The organism is Pseudomonas sp. QLc11A (genome assembly GCF_052112305.1).
In the GTDB taxonomy this organism is placed as follows: Bacteria; Pseudomonadota; Gammaproteobacteria; order Pseudomonadales; family Pseudomonadaceae; genus Aquipseudomonas; species Aquipseudomonas laurylsulfatiphila.
Map to the genome: position 1 here is coordinate 45,659 of NZ_JAVAJJ010000019.1, position 16,670 is coordinate 62,328.

The following is a 16,670-nucleotide window of genomic DNA, read 5'->3' on the forward strand; positions in this document are numbered from 1 at the left end:
CCGGAGTATAAACAGCCTTAAAGCTCCCACGCGACTTTCAGGCCTTCATAAATCGCTTCTTCGGCGGTGCGCGGCGCCAGGCAGTCGCCGATGCGGCGAAACTCCACCAGCCCTTGCAACTCGGCGCCCAACGTATCCACTGGTTGATGACCCTGGCACAGCACCAGCGTATCGATGTTCTCCATTAGCATCGGCTCGCCGCTGGCGGTGTGTTGCAGGTAGACCGTGTTGTCATCGCAGCCATACAGCCGCGCATACGGCGTGATCGGCACGCCCAGTTTATGCAGCTCGCCGGCCAGTTGATCGCGCACGTACAGTGGCAGGTTTTCCCCGCAATGGGTGCCGTTGACCGCCAGTTGCACCTGATGCCCGGCACGCACCAGGCGCTCGGCGATGCCGGGGCCGATCCAGTCGCAGCGCCAGTCGACCACCACCACCGAGCGGCCGATCTGTACCTCGTCGCGCAACACCTGCCAGGCGTCCACCACCTGCAATTCACCGCCACGCTCGAAGGTTGGCCAGTAGGGCTCGGCACCGGTGGCGACGATCACCATGTCCGGTTTTTCCTGCTCCACCAGCGCCCGGTCGACCCGGGTATTGCGCACCACGCGCACGCCGGCCAGCTGCATTTCCCGCTGCAGGTTGGTACTGGCGCCGCCAAACTCGCTGCGCCGTGGCAGCAACTGCGCGAGCAACACCTGGCCGCCCAGTTGTGAACCGGCTTCGTACAGGGTCACGTCATGTCCGCGCTGGGCGGCGACAGCGGCGGCTTTCATCCCGGCCGGGCCGCCGCCGGCGATCATGATGCGTTTGCGATTTATCGCCTGTCGCCGTTCGGCAAAAATCAGCTCGCGACCGGTTTCCGGGTGCTGGATGCAGGAAATCGGCAAGCCCTTGTGGAAGTGCCCGATGCATGCCTGATTACAGGCAATGCACGCGCGCACGTCTTCGACGCGGCCGGCGTCGGTCTTGTTGGGCATCTGCGGATCGCAGATCAGCGCCCGGGTCATGCCGCAGACGTCGGCCTGGCCGCGAGCCAGAATCAGCTCGGCTTCCTGGGGCTGGTTGATGCGCCCGGTGACGAACAGCGGAATGTTCAAACCGGCCTTGAACGTCCCGGCTTCCTTGGCCAGGTACGCCGCTTCGATCGCCATGGGTGGCACGATATGCACCGCGCCGCCCAGGGAGGCCGAAGTCCCGGCGACGATGTGCACGTAATCGAGCTGCGCTTGCAGTGACTGCACGGCGGCCAGGGATTCGTCTTCGGTCAGGCCTTCGGGATCGCGCTCGTCGGCAGAGATGCGCAGGCCGATGATGAACTGCTCGTCGGTCGCCGCACGCACCGCGGCGATGACTTCGCGCAGGAAACGCAAGCGCTGGTCCAACTCGCCGTTGTAACCATCGGTGCGCCGGTTGACCCGCGGATTGATGAATTGCGCCGGCAGGTAACCATGGCTGGCAACCACTTCGACGCCATCGATCCCGGCCTGATGCAGGCGGCTTGCGGCAGCGGCATAACCGGCGACGATTTCATCGATCATGGCCTGATCGAGTGCGCGGGGCATCACCCGGAAACGTTCGTTGGGCACTGAAGATGCGGAGTAGGCCACCGCCAGCAGGCCATCGCTGGACTCCATGATCTCCCGACCCGGATGGAACACCTGGGACAACACCAGGGTGCCGTGGGCGTGGCAGGTTTGCGCCAGTTTGCGATAGCCCTCGATGCACGCATCGTCGGTGGCCATCAGCACATGGGAGGTGTAGCGCGCACTGTCGTGCACACCGGCCACTTGCAGCACGATGAGCCCGGCACCGCCTTCGGCACGTGCCCGGTGGTAGGCGATCAATGGCTCGTTGACCAGATTGTCGGTGGGCATCGAGGTGTCGTGACCGCTGGACATGATGCGGTTTTTCAGGCGCTTGCCACGGATTTCCAGGGGTTCGAACAGGTGCGCGAAGGCAGGTGTCGAGGTCGGCATGGTGCAGGTACTCCAGGCAGGCTGACCTGTGTAGGAGCGAGCCTGCTCGCGATGGACGTCAACGATAACGCTGGGTACCTGACACCCCGCGGCGTTCTCAGGTCCATCGCGAGCAGGCTCGCTCCTACAGAGGTAACAGGTTTTGAGTGTTGTTATTATTGCGCTATAGAAATTTACCTTCAGTAAAAAATCAACTTGTTTTTTTACTATGGCGTGGAGTAATTTCATTTCGAGCCCGCTCCCGGGCCGTACCTCACAACAATAAAAAAGGGCTGCGCCGGCCTCTGTCCGGGCGGCACCTGCAAGAGGAACCCTTGATGAAATCGCACACGCTCAAGCACGGTTTTTATCCCTTGGTGTTGTCCGTGGCCATTGGCCTGGGTAGCGCTCAGGCAGCATCGGACATGGTGGTGGTCGGATACGGCGGAGCCGGACAAAAAGCCCAGGACGTGGCGTTCTTTCAACCCTTCGCCGCCGTGGATCAAAGCAAGGTGATCCAGAGCGAATACAACGGCGAGATGGCCAAGATCAAAGTGATGGTCGACACCGGCAACGTCGACTGGGACGTGGTGCAGATCGAAGGCCCGGACCTGATGCGCGGCTGCGAGGAAGGCATGTACGAGCGCCTGGACTGGACCCGCCTGGGCCACGCCGACCAGTTGATCCCCGATGCGGCACAGGAGTGCGGTTCCGCCGCACTGGTGTGGAGCGTGGCGATTGCCTACGACACCGACAAACTGGCCCAGGCCCCGACCTCCTGGGCAGACTTCTGGGACGTGAAGAAAACCCCCGGCAAGCGCGGACTGCGTAAACGCGCGGTGTACAACCTGGAGTTCGCCTTGCTCGCGGACGGCGTGAAAACCGAAGACGTCTACACAGTACTCGGCACCCCGCAAGGCGTGGACCGGGCATTCGCCAAACTCACTGAACTCAAGCCCTACATCCAGTGGTGGGAAGCCGGGGCGCAACCGCCGCAGTGGCTGACCGCCGGCGACGTGGTGATGACCTCGACCTACAGCGGACGCATCGCCGACGCCGCGCAAAAAGGCAGTCACCTCGGCCTGGTCTGGCCCGGCAGCCTGTACGGGATGGACTACTGGGCGATCATCAAAGGCTCCAGGCACGTGGATCAGGCCAAGCGATTCATCGCCTTCGCCAATCAGCCGGACGCCCAGGTCAACTATGTGCAGCAGATCCCTTACGGCCCGACCAACATCCAGGCCGCCGCACGGTTGGACGACAAGCTGGCGCAATGGGTGCCTACGGCGCCGCAGAACCTCAAGGGCGCGCTGGCGATGAACGTCGGCTTCTGGGTCGATCATGGCGAAGAGCTGGAAGAGCGCTTCAACGCCTGGGCCAGTAAATAAATGCGCATGGCTGGACGTGTGCAAGCGTCCAGCCTTACTGTCTGCCCAGCCGATCAGCCTGGAGAACCACGACAATGAATAAAATCGCCAGCCACCTGGCCCCTGAGCGCAGCGCCACCGAGCAGCGCCTGCGTGAGGAATTGGCGGCCTGCTATCGCCTGATTGCGCACTTTCGCATGACCGATTTGATTTTCACCCACATCTCGGTGCGCATTCCGGGGCCGGAGCATCACTTTCTGATCAACCCGTACGGGCTGATGTTCGACGAAATCACCGCGTCCAACCTGGTGAAAATCGACCTCGATGGCCACGCTGTGGAGCCATCGCCGTACCCGGTCAACCCGGCCGGTTTCGTGATTCACAGCGCCATCCATGGTGCCCGTGAAGATGCGCAATGCGTGCTGCACACCCATACCAAGTCCGGGTGTGCGGTGGCGGCGTTGAAGTGCGGGTTGTTGCCGGTCAATCAGATTTCCATGGAGTTCTATGGCCGGGTTGCCTATCACGACTACGAAGGGGTGGCGCTGGACCTGAGCGAGCAACAACGGCTGGTGGCGGACCTGGGCGACAAGTCGGTCCTGATGCTGCGCAACCATGGTCTGCTGACCGTGGGCGAGACCGTGAGCCAGGCGTTCCTGCGCATGTACTACCTGGAAAAAGCCTGCGAAATCCAGTTGGCCGCGCAAGCTGCCGGTGAAGTTGTTCTGCCGTCGCACGAGGTCTGCGCGCACACCGAGCGGCAGTTCAATGATCCGGGGCGGCCGTTGGAGGAAGGGGAGTTGAACGATCCGGATGCGATGCAACTGGCGTGGGCGGCGTTGTTGCGGATGCTGGAGCGGGTGGCTCCGGGGTATCGCGACTAGCACTGCCCTTGTGTTGAACGGGCCGGCCTCATCGCTGGCAAGCCAGCTCCCACAGGGTTAGTGGGTGTACACAAAATCTGTGAGCACCCGAAAACATTGTGGGAGCTGGCTTGCCAGCGATGGCGGCACCGCGGTCCATCTTGCTTGCTCTTGACTGGAGACAAGGCCCACTCTTGCTGTACAGTCGTTCAGCCCGCCGCCAACCCGCGCAGGCCCAAACGATTGAACCAAGGAGCGTGTCGCCCATGAACCAGGAAGCCCGTTTTTCCCGTATGGAACCGGAGCTGCGCAAAGCCAACCTGATCGAGGCGACGCTGGTGTGCCTCAAGCGTCACGGCTTCCAGGGCGCGTCGATCCGCAAGATTTCCGCCGAGGCCGGGGTCTCGGTGGGGCTGATCAGCCATCACTATTCCGGCAAGGATGAACTGGTGGCCGAGGCCTACATGGCAATCACCGGGCGGGTCATGACCCTGTTGCGCGACGCCATGGAACAGGCCGCACCGAATGCCCGAGAGCGGTTGTCGGCGTTTTTCCGCGGTTCGTTTTCCGCCGAACTGCTCGATCCGCAACTGATCGATGCCTGGCTGGCGTTCTGGGGCGCGGTGAAAACCGCGGAGGCGATCAACAAGGCCCACGATCATTCCTATGGCGAGTATCGCGCCATCCTGCGCAAGGTGCTGGCGGAACTGGCCCAGGAGGAGGGGTGGGAGAACTTCGACGCCGACCTCGCCGCCATCAGCCTCAGCGCCTTGCTCGACGGCTTGTGGTTGGAGTCCGGGCTGAACCCCGGGACCTTTACCCCGGAACAGGGCATCCAGATTTGCGAGGCCTGGGTCGATGGTTTGCAGGCCGGTGGACGCCAGCGCTTTTGCGTGCAGACGAGCGACTGTTGATCAGTTGTTCAACACTGGATACTCTCTGGCGCCGATGCGGGAAAACACTCTAATAAGAAACTGGCCTTCGGGCCTGAGCCGGACACCAAGCGATGACTCCTCGGGTACTGATCGTCGATGACGATCCGCTGATTCGCGATCTGCTGCACGCCTACCTGTCCCAGGAAGGCTACGACGTCCATTGCGCCGCCACGGCGGAACTGGCTGAAACCTTCCTCGCCAGCCAGTCCGTCGACCTGGTGATGCTCGACATCCGCCTGCCGGGCAAGGACGGCCTGACCCTGACCCGCGAGCTGCGGGTGCGTTCGGAGGTCGGGATCATTCTGATCACCGGGCGCAACGACGAAATCGACCGCATCGTCGGCCTCGAATGCGGCGCCGATGACTATGTGATCAAACCCCTCAATCCAAGGGAACTGGTGTCCCGGGCGAAAAACCTGATTCGCCGGGTACGTCATGCGCAGATACCACAGCCAGCCGTTGCGCAGGCCAAACCGGTCAAGCAGTTCGCCGATTGGGCACTGGACACCGACCGCCGTCGCCTGATCGATCCATCGGGCAACGAAACCCTGCTGACCCACGGCGAATACCAGTTGCTCAGCGTGTTCCTGCGCAACAGCGGCCACACCCTCAGCCGCGACCAGTTGATGGACCAGATCCGCAACCGCGAATGGGTGCCCAACGACCGCTCCATCGACGTGCTGGTCGGACGCCTGCGTCGAAAATTGCACGACGATCCGGCCGAACCGCAGTTGATCATCACCATTCACGGCGCCGGTTACCTGTTCACCGCTGGCGTGGCGGCCTGAACCGGATGGCGCGATGGCTTTGCCTGCTGGCGCTGCTGGTGGCCGGCCATGCCGTCGCGGCGGACAAGGTTCGTTATTGCGATTACCCGGTGTACCCGCCGATCTCCTGGAGCGATGGCAAACAGGTGCGTGGCCTGGCGCCGAGCGTGGTGAAAAACCTGTTCGGTCAGTTGGGGTACGAAGTCGAGATGGTCGTGCTGGGCAACTGGAAACGCTGCCTGCTGGACGCCGCCGAAGGTCGGGTCGACGTCGTGCTGGCCTACAGCACCGCGCAACGGGAGCAGAGCATGCTGTTCTCGACGGTGCCGGTATTGCGTGAAGAAGTGGCGCTGTTCATCAACCGTCAACACCCGGTGAAATTCGAGCAACTGGATGACCTGGCCCATTACCGTGGCGGCCTGTTGTTCGGCGAAAGCTACGGTGTGGAGTTCGATCGCATGGTCGCGCGCAACAACAACATCGAATGGGTCTCCGACAGCCACCAGAACTTCGGCAAGCTGATTCGCGGGCGCATCGACTTCATCACCCAGGAGCGGCGCACCGGCCAGTTGTACGTGGAAAACCTGCCCGGCGGCCAGGACATCGTCGCCTTGCCCAGGGCCTTGAGCGTGGACTATCTGCGGGTTGCCGTGTCACGGCGCTCCCCCTTGGCCGATCGCATGCCCGAGATCAACGCGCAATTGCAGCGCATGGTCGATGCCGGCGACATCGAGCGCTGGCTCAATGAAAGCGAAGTGACCTACCGCGACATGATCAACCTGCCGGCGGATGCGCAATGATTCGAGCGCGTCCCGGTGGACTGTTGCGACGCCTGTTGCTGTTCATTCTATTGTTCAGCTTGTGCTTCACCGTGCTGGCCAGCAGCGTGCAACTGTACATCGAGTATCGACGGGAAATGCGCGACATCGATTCGCGCATGGAACTGATCCGCGCCGGCTACCTGGCCAGCCTGGAACGCAGCCTGTGGGACTTGAACCAGGAGCAGTTGAACGTGCAGTTGCGCGGGCTGGTGGACTTCTCCGACGTCGCGCGGGTGCACTTGACCAGTGCCGATTTCGACCTGATACAGGGCAATCCCGAGCCGGTCGGGCCGCTGCGCATCGAGCGCTTTGCCCTGGACTATCAGCCGCCGTCCGGCCCGTTGCGCCAACTGGGCGAACTGGAAGTGAGTACGGATCTGGGCGCGGTGTACCAGCGTCTCTACGCCACCGGTTTGACCAGCCTGTTGTGGATGGCGGTGTTTCTCTGCGGTCTGGCCGTGGCGTTGTCGGGCTTGTTTTATCGCCTGGTGACCCGACACCTGAAAGTCATGGCCGAGTTCGCCCGGCGCATCGCCGCCGGTGAATGGCAGGAACCCCTGCAACTGGACAAGCGCCGCGGCAGCGACGAAATCGACACCGTGGCCCATGCCCTGGATGATATGCGCCGGGCGATCCTGCACGACATCGAGCGCCGGGAAAGCGATCGCCTGGCCTTGCAGGACAACCGTGACGAGCTGCTGAAAATGGTCGAGCGCCGCACCGCCAGCCTGATGCGCGCCAAGGATGAAGCGGAAGCGGCCAACCTTGCCAAGTCGCGGTTCCTGGCGACCATGAGCCACGAACTGCGTACGCCCCTCAACGGCATCCTCGGCATGGCCGAACTGTTGCGCGGCGCGCGCCTGGATGCCCAGGACGGCAAACGCCTGGATGCGTTGCACAAGGCCGGCGAAGGCTTGCTGACGATCCTCAACGAAGTGCTGTATTTCGCCAAGCTGGAGGAGGGCGTCAGCCATCCCGAGCCGGTGGATTTCTCGCTGCGCCAGTTGCTCGACGAAGTGCTGACATTGCTGGAACCGCGAGCGCTGAACAACGACACGATCCTCAGTTGCCGGGTCGACCAGCGGATTGCCGACCATCACCACGGCGCCGAGCAATTCCTGCGCCAGGTGCTGAGCAACCTGCTGGCCAACGCGATCAAGTTCACCGAAGGTGGCGAAGTCAGTGTCCAGGTGGCGCTTCTCGGCGAAACCGGCGAACAAGTGGGACAGCGGCTGCGGGTCAGTGTCACTGACGACGGCATCGGCATAGCCCCGGCGATGCAGGCGAAGATTTTCGAGCGCTTCACCCAAGCCAGCGAAGAAGTCGCGCAACGTTTTGGTGGCACCGGGTTGGGGTTGGCGATCTGTAAACACCTGGTGGAACAGATGGGCGGTTGCATCGGCGTGGACAGCGAAGAGGGGCGCGGCAGTTGTTTCTGGTTCGAGCTGTCCCTGCAGCCGGCCAGCGGCTTGGCTGAGGCCCCGCCGGTTCTGGCGGCGGGGCCGGCACTGGATATCCTGGTGGTCGAAGACGTGGCGCTCAACCGCGAAGTGGCCAAGGGGTTGCTGCAGCGCGACGGCCACCGGGTGTGGCTCGCCGAAGACGCGGAGCAGGCGCTGCAACACTGCACAACGCAGGTTTTCGACTTGCTGTTGCTGGACGTGCATCTGCCGGGCATCAGCGGTGTCGAGTTATGCCGGCAGATCCGTCACAGCGACGGGCCGAACCGCCATACGCGCATTTTTGCCCTGACCGCCAGCGTGCAACCGGCACTGGTGCGCAGTTATCTGGAGGCCGGCATGGACGGTGTCCTGGCCAAGCCCTTGAAGCTGGAAAACCTGCGCCAGGTGCTGGAAGGGCGTACTCACATCGCCGGGGCGCTGATGAGCGATGAAGCGATGGACTGGCCGCTGTTGCAGACCCATCGCACCTTGCTCGGTGAGCAAAAGGTCCAGGGCCTGTTGGCGGTGCTGCGCGATTCGATCCTGCAGCACCGCGATGCGCTGCATGAAGCCATGGCCGCCGCTGACTGCACCGAGGTCGCGCAACTGGCGCACCGTCTGGCCGGCAGCTGCGACTCCCTGGGTTTCAGGGCCCTGGCCAGCACCTTGAGAACGCTGGAAACCCTGGCGTTGGCCAACGATGAATCGGACATCCAGCGCATGAGCCCCGCACTGGAAGAGCAATTGCAGCACTCGCTCGATACCCTCAAAGGCCTGTTGCAGAGCTGACGTACAAATTTGTTACGACTTTGTACAACTTCGATCCTTACGGTCAACGCGAACTTACATGGCTTTCCAATAATCGACGCAACCGCCGCAGCGCGGTCTTCGAAGCTTATTGGAGATAATAATAATGAATTGCCGTAAAGCTGATCCCTCCCTGCGCCGTGACGTCCTGTCATGCGCTGTTCACCTCAACGACTGCTGAGGTGCCGAGATGAACGAAAACACTGATCGCAGCACTCATCAAAAAGGCATACAGCTGACCCGCGCCCTCAAGAGCCGGCACATCTTCATGCTGTCTTTGGGCGGCGTCATCGGCACCGGGCTGTTCATGGGCTCCGGCGTGACCATCAACCAGGGTGGCCCGGTGGGGGCGATCCTGGCTTACCTGGTCGCGGGTTTCCTGATGTACCTGGTGATGGTCTGCCTGGGCGAACTGTCGGTGCAGATGCCGGTGTCCGGTTCGTTCCAGACCCACGCCACCAAGTACATCGGCCCGGCCACCGGGTTCATGATCGGCTGGGTGTACTGGATGAGCTGGGCCACCACCGTCGGCCTGGAATTCACCGCCGCCGGCATTCTGATGACCCGCTGGTTCCCGCAAGTGCCGATCTGGTACTGGTCGGCGCTGTTTGTGGTGGTGCTGTTCGGCATCAATGCCCTGGCCACCCGCGCTTTCGGTGAAGCCGAATACTGGTTTTCGGGGATCAAGGTCGCGGCCATTCTCGGTTTCATCGTGGTCGGTGTGCTGGTGATCTTCGGCGTGATGCCCCTGAGCAGCGGCGCACCGGCACCGATGGCGACCAACCTGATCGGCGATTCGCTGTTCCCCAACGGTCTGTCCGCCGTGTTCGCGGTGATGATGACCGTGGTCTACGCGTTCCAGGGTTGCGAGATCATGGGCGTGGCCGCCGGTGAAACCGACCAGCCGGAAAAGAGCATTCCCCGCGCCGTGCGCAACGTGGTGTTCCGCGTGCTGATTTTCTACGTGCTGGCGATTGTCGTGCTGTCGGCCATCGTGCCGTGGCAGCAGGCGGGACTGATGGAAAGCCCGTTCGTGCAGGTGTTCGATATGGTTGGCATTCCCTACGCCGCCGACCTGATGAACTTCGTGATCCTCACCGCGATCCTGTCGGTGGGCAACTCCGGCCTCTATGCTTCGACGCGCATTCTGTGGGCGATGTCGAAAACCGGCATGGCGCCGAAAAGCCTGTCGCCCTTGAGCAAGCGTGGCGTGCCGTTGCGGGCCCTGAGCATCACCTTGTGCTTCGCGCTGGTATCGCTGATGACCAGCTTCGTCGCCGCCGACACTTTGTTCATGGTGCTGATGGCGGTGAGCGGCATGTCCGGCACCGTGACCTGGATCGTGATCGCCCTGGCGCAATACAAGTTCCGCAAGGCGTACCTGCGTGACGGCGGCAAACTCAGCGACCTGAAATACCGCGCGCCGTGGTTCCCGGTATTGCCGCTGATGTGCATCACGCTGTGCTGCTCGCTGTTCGTGTTCCTGGCCCTGGATGAAACCCAGCGTCCGTCGCTGTATTGGGGTTTTGGATTTATTGCGCTGTGCTATGGCGCGTACTTCCTGATTCATCGCAAGCGTCAGGGCGTGTTGGCACCGAGCTTGCCGACTGTTTAATTCCTTCAATCCAACACATTCCCTGTGGGAGCGAGCTTGCTCGCGATGGCGGCATCAGGTTCAACATCACTGTTGACTGGTCTACCGCTATCGCGAGCAAGCTCGCTCCCACAGGGGTTTACGGTGTTCGGTAAATTTGCGACCGGCCTCCTGTCGTCAGTTGTTCGAAGTTGTAACAGCGCAAACGGCTTATGCTCACGCATCTATAAAAAACACAGTAAAACCAATGTGTTACAGATTTTTTTGACTTGTTACAGCCCATTTCCCCACCGATTGCCGCCTTACTGAACACTCGTTTAGTATGGCCTCAAGTCGCATCACCTCAGACCAATCACAATAATTCGAGGATTCCCATGACCACTCAATCGTCGCTGCTCAGCCAGGTCGAAGCAGGCGTTGCCTGGATCACCCTCAATCGCACTGCCCAGCGCAATGCGCTGGACGTTCCGACGTTGAAAAACCTGCATGCCTTGCTCGACGGTTTCAACGCCGATCCAGCGGTGCGTGTGGTGGTGTTGACGGGCAGTGGCCGCAGCTTCTGCGCGGGCGCCGACCTCGATGAATGGGCGGATGCCGAAGCCCGGGGCGCACTGGAAACCTACGGCTGGACCGAGACCGCCCACGCCTTGATGACTCGCCTGCACAGCCTGGAAAAACCGACCATCGCCGCCATCAACGGCACCGCTGTCGGCGCCGGGATGGACCTGACCCTGTGCTGCGACCTGCGCATTGCCGGGCAGTCGGCACGCTTCAAGGCCGGCTACACCAGCATGGCTTACTCGCCGGATGCCGGTGCCAGTTGGCACCTGCCGCGCCTGATCGGCAGCGAAAAAGCCAAGCGCCTGCTGTTCCTCGATGAACTGTGGAGTGCTGACCGTGCCCTCGACGCCGGTCTGGTCGGCGATGTCTGTGCCGACGATCAACTGCTGACGGTCACCAGCGAACTGGCCGCACGCCTGGCCGCCGGGCCGACGTTCGCTTTTGCCCAGACCAAAAAACTCATGCGCGAAGGCGCCGATCGCAGCCTGGCGGAACAACTGCAAGCCGAACTCGCCGCGGGCCTGCTCTGCGGTCGCAGTGAGGATGGCAACGAAGCCCTGCGCGCCGCCATGGAAAAACGTCCGGCACATTTCGTCGGCCGTTGATTCCCACACTTCTTTCAGTACACGAACAACAGGTAGCAGCATGAATTTCCAACTGACCCAAGAACAAGAAATGTTGGTGGACTCGGTACGCAGCTTCGTCGAGAAGGAACTGCTGCCCTATGAAGAGCAAGTCGACCGCGCCGACGAGGTGTCCCCGGAGCTGGCGGCGCAGATTCGCGGCAAGGCGATCGCCGCCGGGTTCTACGCCTTCAACATGCCCGAAGAAGTGGGCGGCGGTGGCCTGGACTACCTGTCCCAGGCGCTGATCGAACGTGAGCTGTCCAAGGTGTCCTGGGCGCTGCACGTGTTCGTCGCGCGGCCGTCGAAAATCCTCATGGCCTGCACCGGCGAGCAGATCAACGACTACCTGTTGCCGTGCATCCAGGGCGAGAAAATCGACTGCTTCGCCCTGACCGAGCCGGGTGCCGGTTCCGATGCCAATGCGATCAAGACCCGCGCCGTGCGTGAGGGCGACGACTTCATTCTCAACGGCAGCAAGCATTTCATCAGCCACGCCGGGCATGCCGACTTCGCTATCGTCTTCGCCGTGACCGACACCTACGAACACAACGGCAAAAAGCGTAACGCCGTGACTTCGTTCCTGGTCGACCGCAACACCCCGGGCATGACCATTCGCCGTGGACCCAAGTGCGTGAGCAACCGTGGTTACCACACCTTCGAAATGTTCTTCGACGACTGCCGCGTACCGGCCAGTAAAGTGCTGGGCGAAGTCGGCAAGGGTTGGGACGTGGCCAACGCCTGGCTGACCGCCGGGCGGGTGATGGTCGCGGCCAACTGCGTCGGTCAGGCCCAGCGAGCACTGGACGTGTCGCTGCAATGGGCGGCGGACCGCAAGCAATTCGGCCAGCCGATCGGCACCTACCAGGGCGTGTCGTTCAAGTTGGCCGACATGGCCACGCAGATCCGCGCCGCCGAACTGCTGACCCTGCACACCGCGTGGAAAATGGACCAGGGCACCATGACCGATGGCGAGGCCGGCATGGCCAAGCTGTTCGCCAGTGAGGTGCTCGGCCGTACCGCCGACGAAGCGGTGCAGATTTTCGGCGGCATGGGCCTGATGGACGAAGGTCCGGTGGAGCGCATCTGGCGCAACGCACGGATCGAACGGATCTGGGAAGGCACCTCGGAAATCCAGCGCCACATCATTTCCCGCGAGCTGCTGCGGCCGCTGCTGCGCTGACCGGCCCGGAGAATTCCCATGTCCCAATCCATTCGTGACAACCTCAAACGCATGCTCGCGCCGCAACACGTGGCGTTCGTCGGCGGCCGCAGCATGGCCCGCGCGCTCAAGCGCTGTGCCGAGGGCGGCTACCCAGGGCAGATGTGGCTGGTCAATCCACAGCACGACAATCTTGAAGGTGTGCCGTGTGTGCGCAGCGTTGCCGAGCTGCCTTGCGGCCCGGACGCCGTGTTCATCGCCACCAACCGCGAACTGACCCTGACCTGCGTTGCCGAACTGGCCGCCATCGGCGCGGGCGGCGCGATCTGCTACGCCTCCGGCTTCGCCGAAACCGGCGCCGAAGGCCAGGCCCTGCAACAGCAACTGCTCAAGGCCGCTGGCGACATGGCCTTGCTCGGCCCCAACTGCTACGGCCTGCTCGACTACCTGCACAGCTGCGCGCTGTGGCCGGTGGCCCATGGCGGCAAAGCGGTGCAGAAGGGTGTGGCGGTGCTGACCCAGAGCGGCAACTTCGCCTACAACCTGTCCATGAGCGACCGCTCGCTGCCGGTGGCCTACATGGCCTCGGTGGGCAATCAGGCGCAACTGGGCGTGGCTGAATTGATGGACGTGTTGCTCGACGAGCCGCGGGTCACCGCCATTGGCCTGCATCTGGAAGGCCTGAAAAACGTGCCGGGTTTTGCCCGCGCCGCGCACAAGGCGCTGGAGAAGGGCATCCCGATCATCGCCCTGAAAACCGGCGTTTCGCAGATCGGCGCAGAACTGGCCTTGAGTCACACCAGTTCGCTGTCCGGCTCCGATGCGCTGTACGACGCACTGTTCGACCGTCTCGGGGTGATCCGCGTCAGCGGCCCGGTGAGTTTTGTCGAAACCCTCAAGGCCGCGGCCTGCGGCAACCTGCCAGCGGGTAACAGCCTGATCGCGCTGGCCTGTTCCGGTGGTGACGCCGGGCTGATTGCCGACTACGCCGAACGCAACGACCTGGGCCTGCCGAAACTCGATCAAGGACAGGTCGGCGAACTCGCGCAGGTGCTGCCAACCTACGCCAACCTGGTCAACCCGCTGGATTTCACCACGGCGATCTGGGGCGATGGCGAAGCCTTGAACCGCATGCTCGACAGCGCCCTGCGCACCGAAGCCGACGCGGCGATGCTGGTGCTCGACTACCCGTCGGAGTTCACCGGCGAGCGCAAGGAGTGCGACCTGCTGCTGGAGCTGTACTGCGCGGCACTGCAGCGCCACGGCAAGACCGGTTTCGTCACCTCGGCCTTCCCCGAATTGCTGCCGGCCCACGCCCGTGAGCGTCTGCACGCACAAGGCGTCGCGGCATTGCAGGGGGTGGAAGACGGGCTGGCCGCGTGGGGCCGCATTGCCGGTTATCAGCGCAATCGCCAGGCCTTGCTCGCTCTGGGTGAATCGGCACTGGTGCCGCTGTGCCCGCACGCGCTGGAAGGCGAGGGGCGCTTGCTCAATGAATGGGATTCCAAGCAGGCGTTGAAAGCCTTTGGCCTGCCGACGCCAAACGGCGTATTGAGCACCCCGGAACTGGCCCTGAAGGATGCCGAGTCACTGGGCTATCCGCTGGTCCTGAAAGCCGTCAGCGCACAGCTGCCGCACAAGACCGAGGCCGGCGCCGTGGCGCTGAACCTCAAGGATGGCGCGGCGTTGAGTGCGGCGCTGGAGAAGATGCGCGCCAGCATTGCCGCCTACGCCCCGGGCGTAGCCTTCGATCAACTGTTGCTCGAGCCAATGGCCAAACCGCCACTGGCTGAACTGATCGTCGGCATCAAGCGCGAAAGCGATTTCGGCCTCGCGCTGGTGATCGGTGCCGGCGGCATTCTGGTGGAGCTGCTCAAGGACAGTCGCAGTCTGTTGCTGCCGACCACCGACGGCGCAATCCGCAATGCCTTGCTCAGCCTGCGCAGCGCCCCGTTGCTGCAAGGTTTCCGTGGCCGCGAGTCTGCTGACCTCGACGCCCTGGTGACGGCGATCCGCGCCGTGGCCGACTACGCCTGCGAAAACGCCGCGCAACTGCTGGAACTCGATGTGAACCCATTGTTGGTCGGTGCCCAGGGCACGACTGCGGTCGATGCGTTGATTCGCCTCGGCCAGGAGTGAGGACATGAACATGCAAAGCAAAACCTTGACCGGCGGCCAGGCCCTGGTGCGCCTGTTGGCCAACTACGGCGTCGATACCGTGTTCGGCATCCCCGGCGTACACACCCTGGAGCTGTATCGCGGCTTGCCCGGCAGCGGCATTCGCCACGTGCTGACCCGTCATGAGCAGGGCGCCAGCTTCATGGCCGACGGTTATGCCCGGGTCAGCGGCAAACCCGGCGTGTGCTTCGTCATCACCGGCCCCGGCGTGACCAACGCCGCCACCGGTATCGGCCAGGCCTATGCCGATTCGATTCCGATGCTGGTGATTTCCAGCGTCAACCACAGCGCCAGCCTCGGCAAGGGTTGGGGCAGCCTGCACGAGTGCCAGGACCAGCGGGCGATGACTGCGCCGATCACGGCGTTCTCGGCCGTGGCGCTGACCGCCGAAGACCTGCCGGAACTGGTCGCCCGTGCCTACGCGGTGTTCGACAGCGAGCGGCCGCGCCCGGTGCACATCTCGGTGCCGCTGGACGTGTTGGCGGCGCCGATTGCCCGTGACTGGAGCAATGATGTGGTGCGTCGTCCGGGCCGTGGTCCGGCATCCGCCACTGCGCTGGATCAAGCCGTGGCCAAACTCAAAGGCGCGAAACGGCCGATGATCATCGCCGGTGGTGGTGCACTCAATGCCGTGCAGGAACTCAGTGAACTCAGCACGCGTCTCGCTGCGCCACTGTTCACCAGCGTCGCCGGCAAGGGCGTGCTGGCACCGGATGCACCGCTCAACGCCGGTTCCTCCCTGTGTGTGGAGCCGGGCTGGAACCTGATCGCCGAGGCCGACGTGGTGCTGGCGGTCGGCACTGAAATGGCCGACACCGACTTCTGGCGCGAACGCCTGTCGCTCCAGGGTGAACTGCTGCGCGTCGATATCGACCCGCGCAAATTCAACGACTTCTACCCCTGCGCAGTGGCCTTGCAGGGCGATGCACAACAAACCCTCAGCGGTTTGCTTGAGCGCCTGCCATCGGACGTGCGTGATGCCGGCACGGCGATAGACTCGGTTGCCGCGTTGCGCGAAGCGGTCAAGGCCAGCCATGGTCCGTTGCAGTCGATCCATCAGGCGATTCTGGAGCGTATTGCGGCGGAGCTGCCGGACAACGCCTTCATCAGCACCGACATGACCCAGCTTGCGTATACGGGTAACTACGCCTTTGACAGCCTGGCCATCCGCAGCTGGTTGCACCCGACCGGCTACGGCACCTTGGGTTATGGCCTGCCGGCGGGGATCGGCGCCAAGTTCGGCGCACCGCAACGGCCCGGTCTGGTGCTGGTCGGCGACGGTGGTTTCCTCTACACCGCGCAGGAACTGGCGACGGCAGTCGAAGAGCTGGACAGCCCGCTGGTGGTGCTGCTGTGGAACAACGACGCCCTGGGGCAGATCCGCGACGACATGCTCGGCCTGGACATCGAACCCATCGGCGTACTGCCGCGCAATCCGGATTTCGCCGCCCTCGCGCGTGCGTTCGGTTGCACGGTGAACCAGCCGCAAAGCCTGGCCGAGTTGCAGACCGACTTGCGCCACGGCTTCAAGCGCAACGGCGTGACCTTGATCGAACTCAAGCATGCCTGCGCGCACTGATCTGTATTTGAAG

General features: G+C 62.9%; 12 protein-coding genes. 11 read left to right on the forward strand and 1 reads right to left on the reverse strand.

From position 1 onward, the window contains the following. Window positions 1-17: 17 nt before the first annotated feature. A complete protein-coding gene (locus Q8X48_RS23980) occupies window positions 18-1,979 on the reverse strand; it encodes an oxidoreductase (protein ID WP_407801644.1) in 1,962 nt (653 codons plus the stop codon). Between the two features lie 317 nt (window positions 1,980-2,296). Between Q8X48_RS23980 and Q8X48_RS23985 the strand changes: the two genes are divergently transcribed. The 11 genes from Q8X48_RS23985 (at window position 2,297) to Q8X48_RS24035 (ending at window position 16,657) form a co-directional block, all read left to right on the forward strand. After that, a complete protein-coding gene (locus Q8X48_RS23985) occupies window positions 2,297-3,346 on the forward strand; it encodes an ABC transporter substrate-binding protein (RefSeq protein ID WP_126045964.1) in 1,050 nt (349 codons plus the stop codon). Window positions 3,347-3,420: 74 nt separating this feature from the next. Next, on the forward strand, window positions 3,421-4,209 hold the full coding sequence (locus Q8X48_RS23990) for a class II aldolase/adducin family protein (RefSeq protein WP_407801645.1): 789 nt from the start codon (window positions 3,421-3,423) through the stop codon (window positions 4,207-4,209). 245 nt (window positions 4,210-4,454) lie between these two features. After that, on the forward strand, window positions 4,455-5,102 hold the full coding sequence (locus Q8X48_RS23995) for a TetR family transcriptional regulator C-terminal domain-containing protein (protein ID WP_007974341.1): 648 nt from the start codon (window positions 4,455-4,457) through the stop codon (window positions 5,100-5,102). 92 nt (window positions 5,103-5,194) lie between these two features. Beyond that, window positions 5,195-5,911 (forward strand): response regulator, encoded by a 717-nt coding sequence (locus Q8X48_RS24000; protein WP_095967099.1) that lies wholly within the window; start codon window positions 5,195-5,197, stop codon window positions 5,909-5,911. Between the two features lie 5 nt (window positions 5,912-5,916). Beyond that, window positions 5,917-6,690, forward strand: coding sequence for a substrate-binding periplasmic protein (locus Q8X48_RS24005; RefSeq protein ID WP_407801646.1), 774 nt, complete (start codon window positions 5,917-5,919; stop codon window positions 6,688-6,690). Then, window positions 6,687-8,942, forward strand: a complete 2,256-nt coding sequence (locus tag Q8X48_RS24010; RefSeq protein WP_407801647.1) for an ATP-binding protein — start codon at window positions 6,687-6,689, stop codon at window positions 8,940-8,942. Before Q8X48_RS24005 ends, Q8X48_RS24010 begins: the two co-directional genes overlap by 4 nt. Window positions 8,943-9,150: 208 nt before the next feature. After that, complete coding sequence (locus Q8X48_RS24015; RefSeq protein WP_407801648.1) at window positions 9,151-10,575, forward strand: amino acid permease; 1,425 nt, start codon at window positions 9,151-9,153, stop codon at window positions 10,573-10,575. Window positions 10,576-10,928: 353 nt separating this feature from the next. Then, on the forward strand, window positions 10,929-11,720 hold the full coding sequence (locus Q8X48_RS24020; protein WP_407801649.1) for an enoyl-CoA hydratase/isomerase family protein: 792 nt from the start codon (window positions 10,929-10,931) through the stop codon (window positions 11,718-11,720). A 40-nt stretch (window positions 11,721-11,760) separates the two neighbouring features. Continuing rightward, window positions 11,761-12,921 (forward strand): acyl-CoA dehydrogenase family protein, encoded by a 1,161-nt coding sequence (locus tag Q8X48_RS24025; RefSeq protein WP_007974349.1) that lies wholly within the window; start codon window positions 11,761-11,763, stop codon window positions 12,919-12,921. 18 nt (window positions 12,922-12,939) lie between these two features. After that, window positions 12,940-15,039: an acetate--CoA ligase family protein gene (locus tag Q8X48_RS24030; protein ID WP_407801650.1), complete on the forward strand. Its 2,100-nt coding sequence runs from the start codon at window positions 12,940-12,942 to the stop codon at window positions 15,037-15,039. Between the two features lie 10 nt (window positions 15,040-15,049). After that, window positions 15,050-16,657, forward strand: coding sequence for a 5-guanidino-2-oxopentanoate decarboxylase (locus Q8X48_RS24035; protein ID WP_407801700.1), 1,608 nt, complete (start codon window positions 15,050-15,052; stop codon window positions 16,655-16,657). Window positions 16,658-16,670: the final 13 nt, after the last annotated feature.

Coding starts and splice junctions, on each gene's coding strand:
- Q8X48_RS24000 (WP_095967099.1), top strand. CDS start 5,195: ATGACTCCTCGGGTACTGATCGTCGATGACGATCCGCTGATTCGCGAT.
- Q8X48_RS24020 (WP_407801649.1), top strand. CDS start 10,929: ATGACCACTCAATCGTCGCTGCTCAGCCAGGTCGAAGCAGGCGTTGCC.
- Q8X48_RS24010 (WP_407801647.1), top strand. CDS start 6,687: ATGATTCGAGCGCGTCCCGGTGGACTGTTGCGACGCCTGTTGCTGTTC.
- Q8X48_RS23980 (WP_407801644.1), bottom strand. CDS start 1,979: ATGCCGACCTCGACACCTGCCTTCGCGCACCTGTTCGAACCCCTGGAA.
- Q8X48_RS24035 (WP_407801700.1), top strand. CDS start 15,050: ATGCAAAGCAAAACCTTGACCGGCGGCCAGGCCCTGGTGCGCCTGTTG.
- Q8X48_RS24005 (WP_407801646.1), top strand. CDS start 5,917: ATGGCGCGATGGCTTTGCCTGCTGGCGCTGCTGGTGGCCGGCCATGCC.
- Q8X48_RS23995 (WP_007974341.1), top strand. CDS start 4,455: ATGAACCAGGAAGCCCGTTTTTCCCGTATGGAACCGGAGCTGCGCAAA.
- Q8X48_RS24025 (WP_007974349.1), top strand. CDS start 11,761: ATGAATTTCCAACTGACCCAAGAACAAGAAATGTTGGTGGACTCGGTA.
- Q8X48_RS23990 (WP_407801645.1), top strand. CDS start 3,421: ATGAATAAAATCGCCAGCCACCTGGCCCCTGAGCGCAGCGCCACCGAG.
- Q8X48_RS24030 (WP_407801650.1), top strand. CDS start 12,940: ATGTCCCAATCCATTCGTGACAACCTCAAACGCATGCTCGCGCCGCAA.
- Q8X48_RS24015 (WP_407801648.1), top strand. CDS start 9,151: ATGAACGAAAACACTGATCGCAGCACTCATCAAAAAGGCATACAGCTG.
- Q8X48_RS23985 (WP_126045964.1), top strand. CDS start 2,297: ATGAAATCGCACACGCTCAAGCACGGTTTTTATCCCTTGGTGTTGTCC.